Source organism: Caulobacter sp. UNC358MFTsu5.1 (assembly GCF_000712075.1).
Taxonomy (GTDB): Bacteria; Pseudomonadota; Alphaproteobacteria; order Caulobacterales; family Caulobacteraceae; genus Caulobacter.
In genome coordinates this window covers 177,171-198,860 of the sequence record NZ_JONW01000006.1, presented here as the reverse complement: position 1 = coordinate 198,860, position 21,690 = coordinate 177,171, and the positions used below count along the sequence as shown (strand labels likewise).

Here is a 21,690-nt window from a genome sequence, read left to right as displayed (position 1 = left end):
ACAGGCGTCTCCGCTACGGGAGACGTATTTCAGAACTGCAGCGCGATTGAGGCCGCCAACTTGTTGTCCGAGAAGGACGACCCCCGTTGTCCGCCGGACGACTCTTGCTTCAGATAGGTGTACGTAAGGAAAACGCCGACATTGCGATTGATCAGATAAGTCACGCCGGCGCTGGCGCCGGTGCGCTTGTCGTTACGATCGATCGACTGATAGTCGTCCTTGCCGTAGCTGGCTTCCGCCGACAGCAGAACATTACGCAGCAGCTCGTGATCGACCGAGGCCGAGACGTTGTTCGAGATGTAGCCCTGCGACCCCGTCGCGACCGCTTCCTCGATGGTCCGCGAACCGTCGAAGGTGACCGTGGTCAGCTGGGTGGGGAACCACTCGACCTCGGCCTTGGCGCTGACGCCGTCGATGTCGTCGTAGATCGGCAGGTCGTAGCTCTGGTCCATGTAGCCGATCTCGATTTCCCCGCGCACCAGGCTGGAGAGTTCGAAGTTGGCGCCGACGGTGGCCGAGTAGCCGTCCGAATCCCGGCCCGACGTGGCCAGGTCGTAGTTCTTGGTGTTGCCGACGATCGAGCCGAACAGCGCGGTGTCGGGGCTGACGGCGTATTCCGCCTTCAGGCCGTAGTAGATTTCGTTACGGTCGCGCGCGTCCTGGTCCAGCACGCCGCCGGCGATGTTGCGCACGTCGTCGTAGTTGTAGTTCCGGTCGGTCAGGCGGCCGGTCAGGCGGATGCGGTTGAATTCCTTGACGCCGATCACGCTGCCGGTGACCAGGCTGTATTCGACCGGCGTCGCGGCGGCGAGGGGCGAGGTCGGCGAGGTCCGGGGCTCGGTCCGCTTCTGATATTGCAGCGAGCCGGTGACGTTCGACCCGCGCGTGATGTCCGCGCGACCGTTGACGCCCACCGTGTATTCCTCGGTGTTTTCAGTGTCGAAGTCGGAATAGCGATTGATCGTGGCCGAGGCGAACGCGCCCAGGGCGTGGCGCGACCAGTCCGAACGGATGGCCACTTCCGGCTTCACGCGCCAGATGGTGTCGTCCTGCTCGGCGATCGCCGTGGCGTAGATGTTGTCGTTGCGCTCGACGCTGCCGGTCACGCGCGGATAGACCGTGAAGCCGCCGGCCTTGATGCCCTTGGCTTCGTAGTCCGGGCGTGGGCGCTCGCGGACGGTCACGTTGCGGTCCCGCTTGAAGTTCGAGCCCAGGTCCTGGGCGCTCGCGACATGCGGAACGACCAGCATGAAGAACGCCGCCGTGGCAGCGGAAGTCAGAAGTTTCATCGATTAAATCCCCACCTTTTTCGGTCGGCGAAGCCCTCAGGGTCCGCAACAAACACACGCGGACCCGGCTCGAACCGCCGTTGTTAGCCGCCGCAATACGCGGCGATGACGCCGGCGCACGGATCGTAGGCGGCCGTCCCGCCGCCACCGCCGCCCGCGCCCGTCAGACCCACCAGGACGCTGACGCCGCCGGCGGCGTTGGTCGACGCCGTGACGGTGGCCGATTGGCCGGTCCTGGACAGTTGGGCGACCACCGCCGGCGCGGCGGCGATCTTGGCGGCCATGTCCGGCGCGACCGCGGCGGCGACCGAAAGGGCCACGCCGGCGCTGATGGTGCCGTCGGCGACCGCCTGGATGAGCGCGTCGGCGATTACTTCCGAAGACGCGCCGCTCAGCGACAGGGCGTTCGAGACCGAAGTCACGATCGCCGCCGTCTTCGCATCCGCGGCCAAGGCCTGGAAGCCGCTCTGGGCGGCCGCGGTGCGGGCCGCGGTGGAAATCACGCCCTGCAGGCTCTGCGCCGTCGCGACGCTGGCGACCTGCGCGAAAGCCACGCCCCCGATCACCGGGGACACAACCATTGCGATATTTACGGCTACAACAACGCCAAATTTACGTGAGAACATGGCGGAGCCCCTCTCGGTATTGAATTTCGCCGGACCATAGTGCCGTGACGGCCAACACTCCAGCACTATTTACGACCAGTTAAGCATCTTGGTGCGCGAAACAGCCTATCCGATGCTTTTTTGACGCATTCCAAGGCAAAAGACCGACGTCAGACTAAACTTGAAGCATTATACAGCGCGAAATTTACCATATCTGCCGACGTTTTGCCTCGTACAGAAGAGCGATGACTCTCCACTGTCCATCAACGGATGTCGGCGTCGTTTGTCTCAACATGCCAAGATGACACCGCTAGCTTGACCATAAGAACCAGGCATCCGGCCACCCGACCCGAAAGTCAGGTGCCCCTGGCGCTCACCTGTCAGGCGAGGGATTGCTGCACTGCACACTAGCAGAAGCTTTTGAACGTTTCTTGGAAGAACCGCAACAGATCACGAGCCGGCCGTGAAATCGGGAGACGCCTTCCACAAAAGGCGCAATCCCCAAGGCCCAGCGCCGCTTTTCGAGGCGGATGGGCGGCGGCGACACAGCTTTGGGAAGGTGGTGCCGCTTACAGGACTCGAACCTGTGACCCCCTCATTACGAATGAGGTGCTCTACCAGCTGAGCTAAAGCGGCGCGCTTCGTCTCCAGGCCCTTCCCCGGAAAGACGGGAAGCCCGGAAGACACTGGTGTTCCCGGCGCCAAATCACCGACCCGGCGCGAGGAGGGGCCTATTTAGCGGCGCGAGGGCCGCTTGCCAAGCGTCGGCGTGCGCCCGTTTTGCGACGGGGCGCCGGAGCGGGTTGTTCGGGCTCCGGAGACGGGGCCGCGTCGAAGCCGGCGGGGTCGAGTCCCAGCCCGATCCCGGGGTCGTCGGGGATGGGCATCAGGGCTCCGCCGGTCTCGGCCGCTCGGACGAACGGCGTGGATTCGGCGTAGGCCGAGGGCAGCTGCGGCAGCTCGCTCATCGTGCGCTCGCGGCGCTCGAACCGCGGATGGATCAGTTCGCCGGTCTCGGCGTAGCTGACGGTCAGCCGGGCCCAGTCGTCGCGGGCGTAGGCGAAGGCGCGGCCTTCGGGGTCCAGGTCCGACCAGTCGGGCTCCTGCGGGGCGGCCACGCCCCGGGCCACCCAGGCGCGGGCCTCGTCGGCCTCGCCGCAGGCATAGGCGACGCGGGCCATCAGGCCGGCGATCCGCGCGGTCAGCTCTTCCTCGGGAAGCAGGCGGGCGGCGGCGCGGGCGGCGATCGGGTCGCCGCCGATCAGGGCGCTCTCGACCTTCAGCAGCCGGCTCTCGCGGGCCTCGGGCTTCAGATTGGCCAGGGACGCCAGGCGGGCGGCGCGCAGCTTGGGGGTCTCGCTGGTCTTCAGGTCGCGATAGGCCAGCCACAGGGCCGGGTGCGGGGCCTGCTTCCAGGCGGTCTCGATCAGGGTCCCGGCCTTGGCGGCCTTGCCGTCGGCGGCCTGCAGTCGGGCGGCCATCACCACGCCGGGCGCGAATTCGGGCTTGAGCCTGGCGGCCTGGGTCGCGAAGTCCAGGGCCTGGGCCAGGACCTTGGGGTCGTCGGAATCCTCGAGGTCGGCGGCCGAGGCGGCCAGCAGGGCCGCGCGGGCCCGCTCGGCCACCAGCGGCGGCACGATCTTGCGGTCCAGGGCGCCGCGCACCAGCTCCAGGGCGGCGGTCCAGTCGCCGGCCTCCAGCCGCGCCTCCAGCAGGGCGCGCCAGGCCCAGCGGGCGGTCTTGGCCAGGCCGTAGGCGGTCTCGGCGTGACGCAGGGCCAGGGCCTTGTCGCCCTCGGCCAGGGCGGTCTGCATCAGGCCGCGCAGCCCGGCCAGGCGCATCTCGGGAAAGCCGAGCATGGCGTTGTAGGCCTGGCGCGCGGCGACGTGGTCGCCGGCGGCCTCGGCGGCCTGGGCGGCCAGGACGCGGACCAGGGCCGGGGCGTCCTCGGCCAGCTCGGACGCCTTCTGGGCCAAGCGGCGCGCCTCGGAGCCGTCGCCGGCCGCCACGGCCAGGAAGCCGCGCGACAGGGCCTCGACGCCCTGCTTGCGCTTGGCCTCGGCCCGGGCGCGGGCGGCGCGCTGCGGCGCCTCGACCACCCACAGCAGGCCGCGCCACAGGATGGTGGCCAGGAGGGCGGTGAACAGGGTCAGCAGGGCGGCGGCCGCGGCCGTCATCTCGACGCGCCAGCCCATCCAGTCGAGGCTGGCCGCGCCCGGCTCGCCGGTCAGGGCCACCACCGCCACCGCGATGGCGGCGACCACGAAGAAGACGAACGCCGCCCGGATCATGGAGCCACCGGCGCGGGGGGCGGGACGGCGACCGGCGGCGAATAGGACGGGACCTGGGCGGGCGCCATCGGGGCGTGGCTGGCCTGGACCAGGCCGGCCAGGGCGTCGGCGCGGATCGCGGCGATGTGGCGGTCGATCTCGATCCGGCGCTCGGCGGCGGCGCGCCAGGTCGCCAGCACGGTCTGGGCCGGGACGGGCAGGCTCTCCAGGGTGTTGAGCGCCCCTTCGATGTCGCCCTCGTTCAGCAGCTTCTGCGCCCGCGCCAGGACGGCGTCCGGCTTGTTGCCCTGGGTCGCGCCGACCTGGCGGATCGAGACGACGCTGGACAGGGCGTGCCGCAGCCGGGCCAGGAAGTCGGCGTTGCGGCCGGGGTCGCGGGCGGCGACGGCGGTGCGGCCGGCCAGGGTCTCGAACTCGTCGGCCAGGCCCGCGCGGGTGGGCGCGCCCTGCTGGGCCAGGCGCCCCAGGGCGCGCAGGTCCGGCGACAGGGGCAGGACCCGCTCCATCCCGGCCAGTTCCTCGGTGAAGGGCCGCGCGCCGCGGGCGGCGTCGGCCAGGGTGGCGGCGGCCAGGGCCGCGCCGGCCGCGTCGAGGGCCCGCTGCTGCCCCGTCTCGAGGGCCGACACGCGCCCCTCCAGCTGGGCCACGTCCTCGGACGCCGGCGGCGGGACCGCCGCGACGCTGGGCGCGCCGTAGGACGGCTGGCCCGGCCCGGTCTGGGCGGGCGGGGCGAAGCCGGCGACCGGCTGCTGGGCCGCGGGCGGCGTCTTGGCGCCGGCGAACCAGGTCGGACCGAATCGCGCCAGGGCGGCGCCGGCCGCGACACAGATCAGGCCGAAGGCGATCAGCGCCCAGAAGCCCGGCCCCAGGAGGCGGCGACGCCCATACAGCGCCGGGTCGCGCGGGGCGTCGGATTCAACGGGATCGGTCGCGAGCGTCATGCGCCATTCGTGCCCCACGCCGCCGCGCCGCGCAATGTTCAGCTTAGGTCGTCAGCAGGTCCAGCAGCGCGGTTTCGGTCGGGTGCGGCGCGGACGTCACGGAGTCCAGCCGCCCGGTTTGCACGAGCGTCTCAAGCGGCGCGGCCACGGACGGCGACAGGCACAGCGCCCGAAGACTGGGCGCGGGACGCGCTTCCAGCACCCGCGCCAGCTTGCCCGCCGCGCGGGGCGAATGCAGGAGCACCGCCGCCAGGCTTCCCAGCTGGTCCAGGGTCTCCGGCGCCGGGTCGCGCTCGACCGTCTCGTAGACCGCCAAGCGCCGGGCCTTCAGCCCCGCCGCCACGAGCGGCGTGATCAGGTCGCCGGCCGGCTCCAAGGCTCCCGGAACCAGCACCTCGCCCCCGATCCCCGACGCCCGCGCCGTGATCAGGGCCGCCAGGGCCCCGACGTCGCCGTCGGCCGAGGCCACCTCGCCGAAGCCGGCCTCGCGCGCGGCGCGAGCGGTGCGCTCGCCGACCGCGAAGACGGGACGGTCGCGGACCGCGCTCAGGCGAGCGAAGGCTTCAACGCCGTTGACGCTGGTGAAGGCCAGGGCCGCCACGCCGTCCAGATCGACCGACGGCGATAGGGGAACCACCGCCAGCAACGGATCGACCAGCACCGGCAGCGCCATGGCCCGAAGCCGCCCGGCCGTCTCCTCCGCGCCCGGCAGGGCCCGGGTGATCCAGATCCTCGGCGCGGCGATCACCATGCGCCCTAGTCCGTGAGGATCAGGGCCGGACCGCCCTCGGCGCGGACGGCCGCGCCCAGCTCCAGGCCCAGGGCCCGGGCCTCGTCGGCGGCGTCCTCGCTGGACAGCACGACCGAGCCCTCGCGACGGAAGCGCAGGGCGCCGTCCGGGGTCAGGGCCTCGACGATCAGGGTCAGCGCCAGGCCGTCCAGCCTGGCGTGGGCGCCGACCGCCGTGCGGCATGAGCCTTCCAGGGCGTAGAGCGCCCCGCGCTCGGCGGCGACGGCCAGGGTCGTGGCCTGACAGCGCACCGCTTGCAGCCACGGCAAGTCGACGTCGTCGGCCCGGGTCTCGATGACCAGGGCGCCCTGGCCCGGCGCGGGCGGGGCGGCCAGGGGGTCGAGCCAGCTCCGGGTCAGGTGGCCCAGGCCCAGGCGGTTCAGGCCCGACTGGGCCAGCAGGATGGCGTCGGCCTCGCCGCGCTCCAGCTTGGCCAGGCGCGTGTCGACATTGCCGCGCAGCATCACGACGTCCAGGTCGGGGCGCACGTGCAGGGCTTGCGCCTGTCGACGGAGCGAGGCGGTGCCCAGGCGCGCGCCCTTCGGCAGGTCCTCCAGCCGCTCGGCCACGTGGCTGATGAAGGCGTCCCGCGGGTCTTCCCGTTCCGGGGTGGCGGCCAGCACCAGGCCGGGCGGCAGTTCGGCCGGCATGTCCTTCAGCGAATGGATGGCGCAGTCGATGCGGCCGTCCAGCAGGGCCTCTTCGATTTCCTTGGTGAACAGGCCCTTGCCGCCGATCTCCATCAGGCGGCGGTCCTGGATGCGGTCGCCGCTGGTGACGATCGGGATCAGCTGGGCGTAGGCCTCGATGTCGCTCACGCCGTCCCAACCCAGGGCCTTGGCGATGCGGGCCTGCATCAGGCCGGATTGGGCCAGCGACAGCTTGGAGCCGCGCGCGCCGATACGGATGGGTTGCCGGGACAAGGTTCGAACGTTACCTGCAAGATCGAAAGACGCCTTCGCTGCTACAGGAGCGGCGAAGCGCCCGCAACCGAATGACCCCCTTAAGGAAAATGGGCCTCACCGTACTCGGACTGGAAACCAGCTGCGACGAGACCGCCGCGTCCGTCGTGCGCCGGGACGAAGACGGCCGCGTTACGGTGCTGTCGTCGATCGTCGGCACCCAGTTCGAACAGCACGCCCCGTTCGGCGGCGTGGTGCCCGAGATCGCCGCCCGCGCCCATGTCGAGGCCATCGACGCGGTGGCGGCCGAGGCGATGCGCGCGGCCGGGATCGGCTTCGACGCCCTGGACGGCGTGGCCGCCACGGCCGGGCCGGGCCTGGTGGGCGGGGTGATGGTGGGCCTGGCGTTCGGCAAGGCCGTGGCCCTGGCCCGCGACCTGCCGCTGGTGGCGGTCAACCACCTGGAGGGCCACGCGGTCTCGGCCCGGCTGGGGGCGTCGATCGACTATCCATTCCTGCTGCTGCTGGTCTCCGGCGGCCACTGCCAGCTGCTGGAAGTGGCGGGCGTGGGCGCCTGCACGCGCCTGGGCACCACGATCGACGACGCGGCCGGCGAGGCCTTCGACAAGATCGCCAAGAGCCTGGGCCTGCCCTATCCCGGCGGCCCGGCCCTGGAGAAGCTGGCGGCGACCGGCGATCCCTCCAAATTCGACCTGCCCCGGGCCCTGCTGGGCCGCAAGGATTGCGACTTCTCGTTCTCGGGCCTGAAGACCGCCGCCGCCCGGCTGGCCGAGAAGATCCCAGATGATCAGGCTGGCGAGCAGCAGCGCGCCGACCTGGCCGCCTCGGTCCAGTTCGCCATCGCCCGCCAGCTGTCCGAGCGCACCGACCGGGCGATGAAGGCCTATGCCGAGCGCTATCCGGGCCAGGTCCTGCGCTTCGTCGTGGCCGGCGGGGTGGCGGCCAACGGCGCGGTGCGCGCGGCCCTGCAGAAGAACTGCGCCGACAACGGCTTCACCTTCGACGCCCCGCCCCTGGCCTACTGCACCGACAACGCCGCCATGATCGCCCTGGCCGGGGCCGAGCGGCTGGCGGTCGGGATCTCCGACGATCTGGACGCCGTGGCGCGTCCGCGTTGGCCGTTGGACGAGGCGGCGGCGTTATCCAATCCGAGCAACAGTTTCGGTCGCAAGGGAGCCAAGGCATGACCTTTCAGCACGTCGGCGTCGTGGGCGCCGGAGCCTGGGGCACGGCCCTGGCCCAGGTCGCCGCCCGGGCCGGCCTGAAGGTCTCGATCCAGGCGCGCGAGCCCGAGGTGGTCGAGGCGATCAACACGAGGCGCGAGAACAGCGTCTTCCTGCCCGGCATCGCCATCGAGCCGTCGGTGACCGCCGTGGCCGACATGGCCGGCCTGGCCGACTGCGACCTGATCCTGGCCGTGCCGCCGGCCCAGCACCTGCGCTCGGCCATGGCCGCCCTGAAGCCGCACCTGAAGCCCGGCGTCCCGGTGGTGCTGTGCTCCAAGGGCGTCGAGCAGGGCTCGCTGAAGCTGATGACCGAGGTGGCGGCCGAGGCCCTGCCGGGCGTGGCCATCGCCGTGCTGTCGGGGCCCAGCTTCGCCGCCGAGGTGGCCAAGGGCCTGCCCGCCGCCGCCACCCTGGCCTGCGAGGACGAGACGCTGGGCAAGCAGATCGTCGAGGCGATCGCCATCCCGACCTTCCGTCCCTACTGGGCCGCCGACGTGATCGGGGCCGAGGCCGGCGGGGCGGTGAAGAACGTCCTGGCCATCGCCTGCGGCATCTCCGAGGGCAAGGGCCTGGGCCGCAACGCCCACGCCGCCCTGATCACCCGCGGCTTCGCCGAGCTGACCCGCCTGGCCGTGGCGGCCGGCGGCAAGGCCGAGACCGTCGCGGGCCTGTGCGGCCTGGGCGACCTGGTCCTGACCTGCTCCAGCAGCCAGTCGCGCAACATGAGCGTCGGCCTGGCCCTGGGCGCCGGCCAGACCCTGGAACAGGCCCTGGCCGGCAAGGTCTCGGTGGCCGAAGGCGTCGCCTCGGCCCCCGCCGTGCGCGCCCTGGCCCGCAAGCTGGGCGTCGAAACCCCGATCTGCGAGGCCGTCGCCGCCATCCTGGCCGGCGAGGTCGATGTCGACAGCGCCATCCTGGGCCTGCTGTCGCGGCCGCTGAAGGCCGAAGCCTAGGACGACACAGGGGACACACACTCACCCCACGATCCCCGATCATCTTGCAAGGACAGACGCGAGAGTGTGTGTCCCCACCTCCATCCTGAAAGGAACACCATGCCGCTGTTCGCCATCGTCTGCCGGGACAAGCCCGACGCGCTCGAGACCCGCCTGGCCACCCGGCCCGAGCATCTGGAATACCTGGCGCAGTCCAAGGTCCTGAAGCTGGCCGGCGCCCTGCTGGGCGACGACGGCAATCCGGTGGGCTCGATCCTGATCGTCGAGGCCGACGACATCTCGGCCGCCCAGGCCCAGGCCGACAACGACCCCTACACCAAGGCCGACATCTTCGAGAGCGTCACGATCAATCCGTGGCGGCTGGCGGTGGGCGCGGTCTAACTTCCCTGGCAATAAAGGTTGTCATCCCGGAAACGCGAAGCGTTGTCCGGGACCCAGGTGAACCGCACCGCTTCCGCCCAGTCCCCTGGGTCCCGGACAGCCCCTCCGGGGCTTCCGGGATGACAACGGGTGGGGGAATCTTGAACGAGCCCATGTCACGAACCGACCCCGACAATCCGGCCCGCCCCGCGCCTGGGACCGTGCTGTGCCCGCTGGACGAGATCGCCTCGCCCGGCGCGCGGGGCTTTCGCTTCCGCGCCGACGACGCGGTGTTCGCCGGCTTCGTCGTCCGGCGCGGCGAGGCCGTGGTGGGCTATGTCGATAGCTGCCCGCACGCCGGCTGGCCGCTGGCCGGGCCGAACGGGCGGTTCCTGACCCGCGAGAACGACCTGATCCTCTGCGCCGGCCACGCGGCCCTGTTCCGGATCGAGGACGGGGCGATGGTGGCCGGTCCCTGCCAGGACGTCGCCCTGACGCCCTGGCCGGTGCGGATGGTGGACGGCGCCGTCGTCACCGCCTGAGCGAACGCCGGTCGCCAAACGCTGCGGCCAAGGTTAGGGTCCGCGCCACAGGGGGCGCGCCATGGACATCATTCTGCTGCAGCCGGGCGATCCGGACATCGTCTACGCCCCGGCCAATCCCAGGATCGACGGCCTGCCCGCCGCCGTGATCGGCGGCTTCGATCCCAGCCTGTGCGTCCAGCTGACCGCCTTCGGCCAGGACCTGAAGGCCCCCGCCTCCGCGACAGCGCCGCCGGCCACGACGTTCACCGTGGTCAAGCCGGTCGATATCCTGTCGGTGAAACTCTACGAGTTCTGCCTGCGGGCCAGACCCCTGGGCGAAGGTCACGACCGTCCCACCTGGTTGCATCGGGTGAGCAACGGCGCCCTGGCGCTGAGCATCGCCCTGCGCGACGCGGTGATCGCCGACATCCAGCTGCAGGGCCAGGCCGACGGCTCGACCGTCGAGCGCCTGACCCTAGCCCCCTCGGAGATGCTGTGGACCTACAACACGCCGGGCAGGGGCTCGCTGCACACCGGCTGGAGCACCCTGCAGAATCGGCCGATCGCCAGCTTCACCTGACCGTTCCTTAACCCCTTGGGCTTACGGTCCCCGCCGACGCAAACGGGGAAGCCGCGCCATGGCCGACGGGTCCAATCCGAATTTCGACGCCGCCCTGACCGACGCCGAGGACGCGCGCGGGGCCGGCGACAAGCTGCGCTCGCTGACCAAGATCAACCCGCGCTTCGCCGCCACCCTGGCCCGCACGATGCTGGCCAAGCGCGACCACGCCGTGGTCGAGGCCTTCAACGCCCACAGCGAGACGGTCGGCTACGAGTTCACCTCGGGCTGGGCCTCGAACAACATCCCGTTCGTGACCCCGCTGCTGCGCGACTTCGCGGCCAAGCGCGGCGACGCGGCCATCCGCTACCTGGAGATCGGGGCCTATGAGGGCCGCAACCTGGCCTTCATGGACTGGCTGATCCCCGGGCGCCTGGACGTGACCGTGATCGATCCCTGGTTCGACGAAGCCCTGAACCCGGAAGAGAAGTACCACGCGGTCGAGCCGCGCTTCCGCCGCAACATGGCCAAGACCGGCTTCCGGTCGATGACGGCCCACAAGGGCTTCTCGACCTACGAGCTGCCCAGGATGCTGGCCGCCGGCGAGCAGTTCGACCTGATCTATGTCGACGGCAGCCACACGGCCCTGGCCGTGCTGATCGACCTGTGCTTCTGCGCCAGCCTTCTGAGCGTGGGCGGCATGATGGTGCTGGACGACTACTGGCACGACATCAGCGAGATCGGCGGCCCGGGCGTGAAGCAGGCCACCGACCAGTTCTTCAACGCCTTCGGCCGCTATTTCGAGATCACCGCCGTATACCGCCAGGTGGCGCTGACGAAGATCGCGGAAATCCCGCGGTAGATACGATTGGGGACAGGCGCATGCGCCTGTCCCCATCCACGACCTAGACCCGCGCCTCCGCCGAGAACTCGGCCAAATCCTCGATCAGCGACTTGGCCGCCTGGGCCACCAGCGCCCCGCCCTTCTCGGGCGTGGCCTGGGCCGGGTCCGAACCCATGCGGCCGTCGGCGTAGCGGGCGCGGAAGTCCAGGGCCTCGCGGATCGGGCCGGTCGGCGCGATCTTCGGCGAATAGTCGACGGTCTTGATGGTGTCGGGATAGCCCCATTGGGTCACCGCGATCTCCGACGGCGTCGCATGGCTGCCGTGGCCGGTCGGGAACTGCTGGTTGGCCAGGCCCATCACGCCCTTCAGGTCCCACCAGTTCTTCAGCTTCAGGGCGAAGGGCGCGCGTTCCTTGCGGAAGCTGTACTCGGCGTAGATCTCCGAGAACGCCGCCTCGATCGAGGCCACGTTGCCGCCGTGGCCGTTCAGGAAATAGATCTTCTCGAAGCCGTGGGCGCCCAGCGAGCGCACCCAGTCGCCGATCGCGGCGATGAAGGTCGAGGGCCGCAGGAAGATGGTGCCCGGGAAGGCCAGGTGATGCTGGGCCATGCCGACATTGAAGGTCGGGGCCACCAGCACCGTGTCCGAAAGCTTCGAAGCCTCGTGCGAGATGATCTCCGGGCACAGCCAGTCGGTGCCCAGGAGGCCCGTGGGACCGTGCTGCTCGTTGGACCCGATCGGCACCACCACCGTCTTCGAGGTCGCCAGGTAAGCCTCGATCTCGGGCCAGGTCGAAAGGGCGAGCAGCATGGCTGGAAACTCCGCGAGAAATCCTGGGCGGCGCTGGGGAGGGCGCGCGCCTACAAACTGAGGACGGCTTTACGCCCATCCCCGGGTGAAGCCGACCCCATTCTTGCGGCCAGGAGAGACAGCCATGACGCTCAAGCTCGGCGACATCGCGCCCGACTTCACCCAGGACACCACCGAGGGCCCGATCCACTTCCACGACTGGGCCGACGGCAAGTGGGTGGTGCTGTTCTCGCACCCCAAGGACTTCACCCCGGTCTGCACCACCGAGCTGGGAACCGTGGCGCGCCTGAAGCCCGAGTTCGACAGGCGCGGCGTCAAGGTGATCGGCCTGTCGGTCGACCCGGTGGAGAACCACGCCAAGTGGGCCGCCGACATCGCCGAGACGCAAGGGACCGCCCCGAACTTCCCGATGATCGGCGACACCGACCTGAAGGTGTCCAAGCTCTACGGCATGCTGCCGGCCGACACAGCGGGCGGCTCGGACGGCCGGACCGCCGCCAACAACGCCACGGTGCGCAACGTCTTCATCATCGCGCCCGACAAGACCATCAAGCTGATCCTGGTCTATCCGATGACCACGGGCCGCAACTTCGACGAGATCCTGCGGGTCATCGACTCCATGCAGCTGACCGCCGCCCACAAGGTGGCCACGCCCGCCGACTGGAATCAGGGCCAGGACGTGATCATCGTGCCCGCCGTCAGCGACGAGGACGCCAAGAGCCTGTTCCCGGCGGGTTGGACCACCCACAAGCCCTATCTGCGGACGACCAAGCAGCCGGGGTGAGGCATGCACCCAGGCCCTCCCCCTCTGGGGGAGGCGATCGCGAAGCGATCGGTGGGGGGATAGTGCCGAGCGGCCGGATCACTCCCCCCTCCGTCGGCTTCGCCGACACCTCCCCACAGGGGGAGGACCTGAACAGGCTGAAAAACACTATTGGTCTTCTTGCTTCCGCCACACCGCCGCGCATAACTCCGCCGCAACAAGCCTAAGGGAGTAGACGGCGTGAGCGACGGACAGGTTTTTCCGGTTCCCGACGACTGGGCGGGCAAGGCCCATATCGACGCCGCCGGCTATGAGGCCGCGCTGGCGCGGATCGAGGCCGACCCCGAGGGCTATTGGCGCGACCTGGCCGGGCGGCTGGACTGGATCCAGGCCCCGACGAAGATCAAGGACGTCTCCTACGCCAAGGACGACTTCCGCATCCACTGGTACGCCGACGGCGTGCTGAACGTCAGCGCCAACTGCATCGACCGCCACCTGCCGCACCGCAAGGACGACGTGGCCCTGGTGTTCGAGGGCGACGAGCCGGGCGTTTCGTTCAAGGTCACCTACGGCGAGCTGCACGAGCAGGTCTGCCGGATGGCCAACGTGCTGAAGGCCGAGGGCGTCCAGAAGGGCGACCGGGTCACCATCTACCTGCCGATGATCCCGCTGGCGGCCGCGGCCATGCTGGCCTGCGCGCGGATCGGGGCGATCCACTCGGTGGTGTTCGGCGGCTTCTCGCCGGACTCGATCGCCGGCCGCATCCAGGACTGCGCCTCGCGGTTCGTGATCACCGCCGACGAGGGCCGTCGCGGCGGCAAGCGCGTGCCGCTGAAGGCCAATATCGACAAGGCCCTGGAGCACTGCCCCTGGGTGGGCAAGGTGCTGATGGTGCGCTGGACGGGCGCGGACGTGCCGCTGGTCCACGGCCGCGACATCGTCTGGGACGACGTCAAGGACACCGTCTCGGCCGATTGCGAGCCCGAGCCGATGAACGCCGAGGACCCGCTGTTCATCCTCTACACCTCCGGCTCGACGGGGAAGCCCAAGGGCGTGCTGCACACCACCGGCGGCTACCTGGCCTGGGCCAGCTGGACCCACGAGGTCGTGTTCGACTACCGCCGCGGAGAGGTCTTCTGGTGCACGGCCGACGTCGGCTGGGTCACCGGCCACAGCTACGTCGTCTACGGTCCGCTGGCCAACGGCGGGACCAGCCTGATCTTCGAGGGCGTGCCCAACTATCCGACCCCCGCCCGCTTCTGGGAGGTGATCGACAAGCACAAGGTCGAGATCTTCTACACCGCCCCCACGGCCCTGCGCGCCCTGATGCGCGAGGGCGACGACTGGGTGACCAGGAACGACCTTTCGTCCCTGCGCCTGCTGGGCAGCGTCGGCGAGCCGATCAATCCGGAAGCCTGGCTCTGGTACCACCGCGTGGTCGGCAAGGACCGCCTGCCGATCGTCGACACCTGGTGGCAGACCGAGACCGGCGGCATCCTCGTGTCGCCCCTGCCCGGCGCCACGGCCCTCAAGCCGGGCTCGGCCACCAAACCCCTGCCGGGCGTCAAGCTCCAGCTGGTCGACGCCGAGGGCAAGGTCCTGGAGGGGGCGACCGAGGGCAACCTGGTCATCACCGACAGCTGGCCGGGCCAGATGCGCACGGTCTACGGCGATCATGGCCGCTTCTTCGACACCTATTTCTCGGCCTATCCGGGCAAGTACTTCACCGGCGACGGCTGCCGCCGCGACGCCGACGGCTACTACTGGATCACCGGCCGGGTGGACGATGTGATCAACGTCTCGGGCCACCGCCTGGGCACGGCCGAGATCGAGAGCGCCCTGGTCGCCCACGACACCGTCGCCGAGGCGGCCGTGGTCGGCTATCCGCACGACATCAAGGGCCAGGGCGTCTACGCCTACGTCACCCTGAAGTCGGGCGTCGAGGCCACCGACCAGCTGCGCAAGGACCTGATCCTCTGGGTGCGCCAGGAGATCGGGCCGTTCGCCGCCCCGGACGTCCTGCAGTGGGCGCCGGGCCTGCCCAAGACCCGCTCGGGCAAGATCATGCGCCGCATCCTGCGCAAGATCGCCGAGAACGAGCTGGGCAGCCTGGGCGACACCTCGACCCTGGCCGACCCGTCGGTGGTCGACGATCTGGTGAAAAATAGGGCCAAGGCCTGATGCGCTAGGGCGGGAAACTCGGCTAGGCTCGGCCCATGCTTGGCCGAGCCTTCGTCGTCGCGTTCCTCGTCCTGGCGGCCCCCGCGGCCGCCATGGCGCGGGACAACAGGGCCCAGGAGCCCAACCCCGACTGGCTGCACAAGATCGAGAGCGGCGAGGTCGCGCTGGAGGCCCACACCGACCCCAGCGGCCGGGGCGGTCAGGTGCGGGCGATGATCGACATCGCCGCCCCGCCGGAGACGGTCTGGGCCGCCATCCTCGACTGCGACCGGGCCGCCCGCATGACCCCCAGCGTCAAGAGCTGCCGGGTGCTGTCGCGCGACGCCGGCGACCGGGTGGAACTGCGCGAGCACGTGGTCAAGTGGAGCTTCCTGCTGCCGGCCCTGCACTCGACCTCGCGCCTGACCCTGGAGCCCTATCGGCGGATCACGTTCCGCTGCGAGGCGGGCGACATCAAGGACTGCGAGGGCCAGTGGCTTCTGGAGCCGCGCGAGGGCGGCAAGGCCACCCGCGTGACCTATGAGAACCGGGCCACCGCGCCCTTCGGCCTGCCCAACGGCGTGACGACCATGGCCATGCGCCGCGACGTGCCCGCCGCCCTGCGGGCCCTGCGCCGCGAGAGCGTGGCGGCGGCGCGATGAGTCCAGAAGACGTGGGAGCGCCCGACGCGCCCATCCCTGACGCGCTGTGGCTGTTCGACGGCGTCTGCAACCTGTGCTCGGGCTCGGTCCGGGCGGTGCTGGCCATCGACCGCAAGGGCCTGATCCGCTTCACCCCGATCCAGTCGGCCTACGGGCGGCGGCTGGCCCTGGAGCACGGCATCGACCCGGACCAGCCGACCAGCTTCCTGTTCCTCGATCGCGGCCTGGCGCTGGAGAAGAGCGCGGCGGTGCTGGCCCTGCTGCGCCGACTGGGCTGGCCCTGGTCGTGGCTGGCGGTCGTCGGCGTCCTGCCGAGGTCCTGGCTGGACGGCGCCTACGACTGGCTGGCCGCCAACCGCTACCGGCTGATGGGCAAGCGCTCGACCTGCATGCTGCCCACGCCCGAGCAGAAGGCCCGCTTCGTGCTGGAGCCCCCTCTTCGATGAAGACGACGTCATGACCGCCGGGTCCAGACGCATCGTCCTGGTCGGCGCCAGCGGCGTCTTCGGCCGACGCCTGGCGGCGATGATCGCCCGCTGGCCGGACATCGTCCTGGTGCTGGCGGCCCGCGACCTGTCCCGGCTGGAAGCCGTGGCCGCCGACCTGGCCGCAACCAGGCCCGCCGCGAGGATCGAGCTCGCCCGCCTGGATCGCCTGGACCCCAGGGGCCTGCCGGCCCTGGCCCCGTGGGCGGTGATCGACGCCGCCGGACCGTTCCAGGGCCAGGACCACGCCTTCCCTCGCGCCGTGCTGGCGGCCCGCGCCCACTATGTCGACCTGGCCGACGCCCGCGACTTCGTGGCCGGCTTCCCGGCGGCGCTGGACGACGCGGCGCGCGCCGCCGGACGCTGGGCGATCACCGGCGCCAGCTCGACCCCGGCCCTCAGCCACGCCGCGCTGGACGTCCTGACCGCCGGCTGGACCCGGATCGACCGGGTGGAAGCCGCGATCTCACCGGGCGCGCGAGCTCCCCGAGGACTCTCGGTGGTCCGCGCCATCCTGGCCTGGGCCGGGGCGCCGGTGCGGGTGTTCGCCCAGGGGCGCTGGACCACCCGCCCCGGCTGGAGCGGCCCGCGCCGCACCGCCTTCCCGGGCCTGGGCCGACGCTGGACCAGCCTGGCTGAAACGCCCGACCTCGACCTGCTGCCCGCCCGGTTCCACGTCCGCCGCGACGCGGTCTTCCGGGCCGGGCTGGAGCTGCCCGTCCTGCACCTGGGCCTGTGGGCGCTGAGCGGGCTTCGGTGGATGGGCCTGGTCTCGACGCTCGAGCCCCTGGCCGTCCTGCTCAGCGGGGCGGCGGGCCTGGTCGCGCCGCTCGGCTCGGACCGGGGCGGCATGGTGGTCGAGGCCGAGGGACTGGACGCGGACGGCATCCATCGCCTGGCGCGCTGGGGCCTGTGGGCCGAGGCCGGCGCGGGGCCGCACACCCCGGCCGCCCCCGCGGCGGCGGTCCTGCGGGCCTTGCTCGACGGCCGCCTGGGTCAGCCCCGCGCCGCGCCCTGCGTCGGCCTGGTCGATCTCGAGGCCATCCTGCGTCCGCTGCGCGACCTGCCGATCCGCACCGGGCTGGAGCGCCAGCGCCCGGACGCGCCGGGCCTCTTCCCCCGCCTGCTGGGCGAGGCCTGGCCGGTCCTGCCCGAGGGCGTCCGCCACGCCCATGCCGGCGTCGCGCCCGTCACCCTGACCGGACAGGCCCGAGGCCGCGGCGCGCCCGGCCTGCCCGCCCTGGTCCGCCGGCTGCAGGGCATGCCGCCGGCCGGCCTGCACGCGACGACGGTGACGATCGCGCCGACGGACGGCGGCGAGCGCTGGACCCGCCGGTTCGGCGACCGCACCTTCGGCTCGGTGATCCGGCCGACCCGGGGCGATCCCTGGACCTTCGAGGAGACCGTCGCGCCCCTGACCTTCCGGTTCACCGCCGCGCCCTATCCGGGCGGCTTCTCGTGGATCTTCGACGGCTGGCGGGCGGGGCCCCTTCCCCTGCCCCGCGCCTGGGCGCCGCGCGTCCGGGCCCGGACCTTCGCGCGCGACGGCGTCTACCGCTTCCGCGTCCTGGTCGCCCATCCGTGGCTGGGCGTGATCTTCGGCTATGCCGGACGGCTTTCATGACAAGACGGTAAGCTTGGCGCCCCGGTACCGGATGCTAGGGTCGCGGCTTGCCGTTTCCGGAGCGCCGTCCCTCATGATCCGTCCCGCCGCCAAGGCCGCCCTCGTCGCGCTGGCCCTCTCGACCACCGCCCTCTCCCCGCTCGTCCATGCCCAGACCAAGCCGGCTCCGGCGGCGACGGCCGGCGTGGCCGTGCCGCCGATCGTCTACAAGCAGCGCACCCTGGCCAACGGCCTGAAGGTCTACACCTCGCGCGACGCGACCACGCCGAACGTGACGGTGCAGGTCTGGTACGGGGTGGGCAGCAAGGACGACCCCGAGGGCCGGTCCGGCTTCGCGCACCTCTTCGAACACCTGATGTTCAAGTCGACGCGCAACATGCCCAACGAGTTCTTCGACCGGCTGACCGAGGACGTGGGCGGGTTCAACAACGCCTCCACCTACGACGACTTCACCAACTATTACGAGGTCGTGCCGGCCAACCACCTGCAGCGGCTGCTGTGGGCCGAGAGCGAGCGCCTGGGTTCGCTGGTCATCGACGAGGCGGTGTTCAAGTCCGAGCGCGACGTGGTCAAGGAAGAGCTGCGCCAACGGGTGCTGGCCAATCCCTACGGCCGCTTCTTCGCCCTGAACATCACCAAGGCCTCGTTCGACAAGCACCCCTACCACCGCCCGGGCATCGGCTCGATCGAGGAGCTGGACGCGGCCACGGTCGACGACGTGCGCGCCTTCCACCAGGAATACTACCGCCCCGACAACGCCGCCCTGATCGTGGTCGGCAATTTCGACGAGGCGCAGCTGAACGCCTGGATCGACCAGTATTTCGCGCCGCTGAAGGTCCCCGCCGCGCCGATCAAACAGGTGACCGTGGTCGAGCCGGCCCGCACCGCCTCCAAGGTCGTCACCACCTACGGTCCCAACGTGCCGCTGCCGGCCGTGGCCATGACCTGGCTGGCCCCGGCCGCCGCCGATCCGGACGTCCCCGCCCTGGCGGTGCTGGACGCCGTCCTGTCGGCCGGCAAGTCGTCGCGGCTCTATGACAGCCTAGTCTACGACCAGAAGATCGCCCAGCAGATCTTCTCGTCCGCGCCCAGCAACGCCCAGCCGGGCCTGTTCTACGTCGGCGCCGTCATGGCCGGCGGCAAGACGGTCGAGCAGGGCGAGGCGTCGCTGAGCGCCCAGGTCGCCAAGCTGCGCACGACCCCGCCCACCGAGGCCGAGCTGGCCGAGGCCAAGGCCGGACTGCTGGCCGACGCCGTGCGCGGCCGCGAGACCATCGACGGCCGCGCCTTCGCGCTTGGATATGCCCTGCGCACCGAGGGCGACGCCGAGCGGGCCAACACCGACCTGGCCGCCCTGCAGGCGGTGACCGCCGCCGACGTCCAGCGCGTGGCCGCCAAGTACCTGGCCGACGACCGCAAGGTGACGGTCCGCTACCTGCCGGAATCGGCCAAGCCGGCCGGCGCGCCCGACCCGTTCCCCGCCCCGCCGAAGGTGGCCTCGGTGACCTACAGCGGGCCGGTCACCGCCCTGGCGCCGGAAGGGCAGCGCGTGGCTCCGCCCGCCCCCGGCGCGCCGGTGTCGCCGGTCCTGCCCGCGCCGGTCGAGAAGACCCTGGCCAACGGCCTGCGGGTGATCGTCGCCAAGTCCAGCGACCTGCCGCTGATCACCGCCGACCTGACCGTGCGCGGCGGCTCGGGCTCGGACCCGGCCGGCCTGGCGGGCGTCTCGGCCATGACCGCCGAGCTGCTGACCGAGGGCACCAAGACCCGCACCGCCACCCAGGTGGCCGCCGCCACCGAGGCCCTGGGCGCCAATCTGGAGGCCGGCTCGGGCTGGGAGGCCTCGTCCCTGACCCTCAGCGTCATCGCCGACAAGGCCCCGCAGGGCCTGGCGATCATGGCCGACGTCGCCCAGAACCCGACCTTCAAGGCCGACGAGCTGGAGCGCGTGAAGACCGAGGCCCTGGACGGCCTGTCGGTCAGCTACCAGCGGCCCGGGGCCGTGGCCGGCTTCGTCGTGCCCACCGTGATCTACGCCGGCTCGGGCTTCGGCCATGTGGCGGGCGGCACGCCCGACTCGCTGCCGAAGATCCAGCGCGACGCCCTGGTCAAGACCCACGCCGCCAACTGGCGCCCGGACAACGCCATCCTGGTGCTGACCGGCGACCTCACGCCCGAACAGGGCTTCGCCTTGGCGCAAGACGCGTTCGGCGGCTGGGCCAAGCCCGCCGGTCCGCCGCCGGCCCCGGTCAAGGGTCCGACCGGCTACACGGCCAAGAACGTCATCATCGACCTGCCCGGCACGGGCCAGGCCGCGGTCACGGTGACCAAGCCGGCCATCCTGCGCGCCGACCCCCGCTACTACGCCGGCCTGGTGGCCAACGGCGTGCTGGGCGGCGGCTACTCGTCGCGCCTGAACCAGGAGATCCGCATCAAGCGCGGCCTGTCGTACGGCGCCGGCTCCAGCCTGTCGCCGCGCGCGGCCATCGGCGGCTTCTCGGCCAGCGTCCAGACCAAGAACGAGTCCGCCGCCCAGGTGGTGGGGCTGGTCAAGGGCGAGCTGACCCGCCTGGCCGCCGAACCGGCCTCGAGCGCCGAGCTGGCGGCCCGCAAGTCGGTGCTGGTGGGCGACTTCGGCCGCGACCTGGGCACCTCGGGCGGCCTGGCCGACATCCTGGGCAACCTGGCGATCTACGGCGTGCCGCTGAACGAGATCCAGGCCTATACGGGCAAGGTCGAGGCGGTCAGCGCCGCCGACGTCCAGGCCTTCTCCAAGGCCGTGCTCGACCCGGCCCAGGCCAGCGTGATCGTGGTCGGCGACGCCAAGACCATGGGCGCCGACGTCAGGACGGCCCTGCCCGGCGCCGTGCAGATCCCGATCGACCAGCTGGACCTGGACAGCCCGACGCTGAAGAAGGCTCCGACGCCGAAGAAGGCAAAGTAGCCCCTAAGCCCGGTGGGGACACGCCAAGGGCATGTCCCCACCGGGCGGCTCGGGCTATGGAGGCTTCGGGGGGCAACGCGTTCGGAGCACCAGATGAGCGACCACACCAGCATCCCCGAACCAACCGACCAGATGGCCTCGCCGTCGTACCGGCTGGCGGCGCTGGACCAGGACTTCCTGCTGGGCGAATCCATGCGGGGCGTGCGGTTCCTGCTGGAGTTCGCCAAGGCCGACGAGGCGCTCAAGGCCTGGGGCGTGCGCTCGACCATCGTGGTGTTCGGCAGCGCCCGAGTGCGCGAGGACGGGCCCGGAAGCCAGGCCCGCTGGTACGCCGAGGCCCGGCGCTTCGGCCGCATCGCCTCCGAGCGCGGCGGGGCCATCCACGCCAGCGACGGGGTGCACGACAACGTCATCGCCACGGGCGGCGGCCCCGGCGTGATGGAGGCGGCCAACCGCGGGGCCTTCGACGCCGGCGCCCCCTCGGTGGGCTTCAACATCACCCTGCCGCACGAGCAGCGGCCCAATCCCTACGCCACGCCGGACCTGTCGTTCCGCTTCCACTACTTCGCCATGCGCAAGATGCACCTGGCGATGCGGGCCAACGCCCTGGTGGTGTTCCCCGGCGGCTTCGGCACCTTCGACGAGCTGTTCGAAATCCTGACCCTGCGCCAGACCGACAAGGCGCCGCGCATCCCCATCGTGCTGTTCGACGAGGCCTACTGGCGCTCGGTGGTCAATTTCGACGCCCTGGTCGAGCACGGCATGATCAACGCCGCCGACCTGGAGCTCTTCCGCTTCGCCGAGAGCGCCGAGACGGTGTGGTCCAGCCTGCTGGCCTGCGGCCTCAAGCCCGGCGAGTCCATCGAGCTGGAGCCCGAACAGGCGCCCGTGGCCGAGCCGGCCGTTTCGTGACCGAGGTCCCCAAGACGGGAATCC

20 protein-coding genes and 1 tRNA gene are annotated in these 21,690 nt (G+C 71.1%); 13 read left to right on the top strand and 8 right to left on the bottom strand.

What is annotated here, in order from left to right:
* Positions 1 to 29: 29 nt before the first annotated feature.
* The 7 genes from BR39_RS0109685 to hemC form a co-directional block, all read right to left on the bottom strand.
* Positions 30 to 1,289, bottom strand: a complete 1,260-nt coding sequence (locus tag BR39_RS0109685; protein WP_029910575.1) for an outer membrane beta-barrel protein — start codon at positions 1,287 to 1,289, stop codon at positions 30 to 32.
* 83 nt (positions 1,290 to 1,372) lie between these two features.
* Positions 1,373 to 1,843, bottom strand: coding sequence for a hypothetical protein (locus BR39_RS0109680; RefSeq protein WP_231499429.1), 471 nt, complete (start codon positions 1,841 to 1,843; stop codon positions 1,373 to 1,375).
* Between the two features lie 611 nt (positions 1,844 to 2,454).
* Positions 2,455 to 2,530 (bottom strand) — tRNA-Thr (locus BR39_RS0109675).
* A gap of 95 nt (positions 2,531 to 2,625) precedes the next feature.
* Complete coding sequence (locus BR39_RS0109670; RefSeq protein ID WP_029910570.1) at positions 2,626 to 4,185, bottom strand: heme biosynthesis protein HemY; 1,560 nt, start codon at positions 4,183 to 4,185, stop codon at positions 2,626 to 2,628.
* Complete coding sequence (locus BR39_RS0109665) at positions 4,182 to 5,126, bottom strand: COG4223 family protein (protein WP_029910567.1); 945 nt, start codon at positions 5,124 to 5,126, stop codon at positions 4,182 to 4,184. Before BR39_RS0109665 ends, BR39_RS0109670 begins: the two co-directional genes overlap by 4 nt.
* 43 nt (positions 5,127 to 5,169) lie before the next feature.
* Positions 5,170 to 5,877, bottom strand: coding sequence for a uroporphyrinogen-III synthase (locus BR39_RS0109660; protein ID WP_029910564.1), 708 nt, complete (start codon positions 5,875 to 5,877; stop codon positions 5,170 to 5,172).
* Positions 5,878 to 5,882: 5 nt separating this feature from the next.
* A complete protein-coding gene (gene hemC / locus BR39_RS0109655) occupies positions 5,883 to 6,839 on the bottom strand; it encodes a hydroxymethylbilane synthase (protein WP_029910561.1) in 957 nt (318 codons plus the stop codon).
* 71 nt (positions 6,840 to 6,910) lie between these two features.
* Between hemC and tsaD the strand changes: the two genes are divergently transcribed.
* The 6 genes from tsaD to BR39_RS0109625 all read left to right on the top strand — a co-directional run bounded on the left by tsaD (position 6,911) and on the right by BR39_RS0109625 (position 11,323).
* Complete coding sequence (gene tsaD / locus BR39_RS0109650; RefSeq protein ID WP_029910558.1) at positions 6,911 to 8,026, top strand: tRNA (adenosine(37)-N6)-threonylcarbamoyltransferase complex transferase subunit TsaD; 1,116 nt, start codon at positions 6,911 to 6,913, stop codon at positions 8,024 to 8,026.
* Positions 8,023 to 9,018, top strand: coding sequence for an NAD(P)H-dependent glycerol-3-phosphate dehydrogenase (locus BR39_RS0109645; protein ID WP_029910555.1), 996 nt, complete (start codon positions 8,023 to 8,025; stop codon positions 9,016 to 9,018). Before tsaD ends, BR39_RS0109645 begins: the two co-directional genes overlap by 4 nt.
* A gap of 99 nt (positions 9,019 to 9,117) precedes the next feature.
* The gene (locus tag BR39_RS0109640; RefSeq protein ID WP_029910553.1) at positions 9,118 to 9,399 is read left to right on the top strand and encodes a YciI family protein; all 282 of its coding nucleotides are present in this window, start codon (positions 9,118 to 9,120) and stop codon (positions 9,397 to 9,399) included.
* A 152-nt stretch (positions 9,400 to 9,551) separates the two neighbouring features.
* The gene (locus tag BR39_RS0109635) at positions 9,552 to 9,920 is read left to right on the top strand and encodes a Rieske (2Fe-2S) protein (protein ID WP_029910550.1); all 369 of its coding nucleotides are present in this window, start codon (positions 9,552 to 9,554) and stop codon (positions 9,918 to 9,920) included.
* 61 nt (positions 9,921 to 9,981) lie between these two features.
* On the top strand, positions 9,982 to 10,482 hold the full coding sequence (locus BR39_RS0109630; RefSeq protein WP_029910547.1) for a hypothetical protein: 501 nt from the start codon (positions 9,982 to 9,984) through the stop codon (positions 10,480 to 10,482).
* Positions 10,483 to 10,540: 58 nt separating this feature from the next.
* Positions 10,541 to 11,323 carry a class I SAM-dependent methyltransferase gene (locus BR39_RS0109625; RefSeq protein ID WP_029910544.1) on the top strand — a complete coding sequence of 261 codons (783 nt, stop codon included), beginning with the start codon at positions 10,541 to 10,543 and terminating at the stop codon, positions 11,321 to 11,323.
* A gap of 43 nt (positions 11,324 to 11,366) precedes the next feature.
* Here the strand turns inward: BR39_RS0109625 and BR39_RS0109620 are convergent, their stop codons facing one another.
* Entirely contained in the window at positions 11,367 to 12,116 is a 750-nt protein-coding gene (locus BR39_RS0109620) for a creatininase family protein (RefSeq protein ID WP_029910542.1), read from the bottom strand.
* Positions 12,117 to 12,240: 124 nt separating this feature from the next.
* On the opposite strand from BR39_RS0109620, the gene BR39_RS0109615 reads away from it, so the two are divergent.
* The 7 genes from BR39_RS0109615 (at position 12,241) to BR39_RS0109585 (ending at position 21,666) form a co-directional block, all read left to right on the top strand.
* Entirely contained in the window at positions 12,241 to 12,900 is a 660-nt protein-coding gene (locus tag BR39_RS0109615; protein ID WP_029910539.1) for a peroxiredoxin, read from the top strand.
* Positions 12,901 to 13,119: 219 nt separating this feature from the next.
* Positions 13,120 to 15,060, top strand: a complete 1,941-nt coding sequence (gene acs / locus BR39_RS0109610; RefSeq protein WP_029910536.1) for an acetate--CoA ligase — start codon at positions 13,120 to 13,122, stop codon at positions 15,058 to 15,060.
* A 35-nt stretch (positions 15,061 to 15,095) separates the two neighbouring features.
* The gene (locus BR39_RS0109605) at positions 15,096 to 15,701 is read left to right on the top strand and encodes an SRPBCC family protein (RefSeq protein ID WP_029910532.1); all 606 of its coding nucleotides are present in this window, start codon (positions 15,096 to 15,098) and stop codon (positions 15,699 to 15,701) included.
* Positions 15,698 to 16,147, top strand: a complete 450-nt coding sequence (locus tag BR39_RS0109600; protein ID WP_029910530.1) for a thiol-disulfide oxidoreductase DCC family protein — start codon at positions 15,698 to 15,700, stop codon at positions 16,145 to 16,147. Before BR39_RS0109605 ends, BR39_RS0109600 begins: the two co-directional genes overlap by 4 nt.
* A 10-nt stretch (positions 16,148 to 16,157) precedes the next feature.
* Complete coding sequence (locus BR39_RS0109595) at positions 16,158 to 17,810, top strand: DUF4166 domain-containing protein (protein WP_029910526.1); 1,653 nt, start codon at positions 16,158 to 16,160, stop codon at positions 17,808 to 17,810.
* Between the two features lie 73 nt (positions 17,811 to 17,883).
* On the top strand, positions 17,884 to 20,754 hold the full coding sequence (locus tag BR39_RS0109590) for a pitrilysin family protein (RefSeq protein WP_029910523.1): 2,871 nt from the start codon (positions 17,884 to 17,886) through the stop codon (positions 20,752 to 20,754).
* Positions 20,755 to 20,847: 93 nt separating this feature from the next.
* Positions 20,848 to 21,666 (top strand): TIGR00730 family Rossman fold protein, encoded by an 819-nt coding sequence (locus BR39_RS0109585; RefSeq protein WP_029910520.1) that lies wholly within the window; start codon positions 20,848 to 20,850, stop codon positions 21,664 to 21,666.
* Positions 21,667 to 21,690 lie beyond the last annotated feature (24 nt).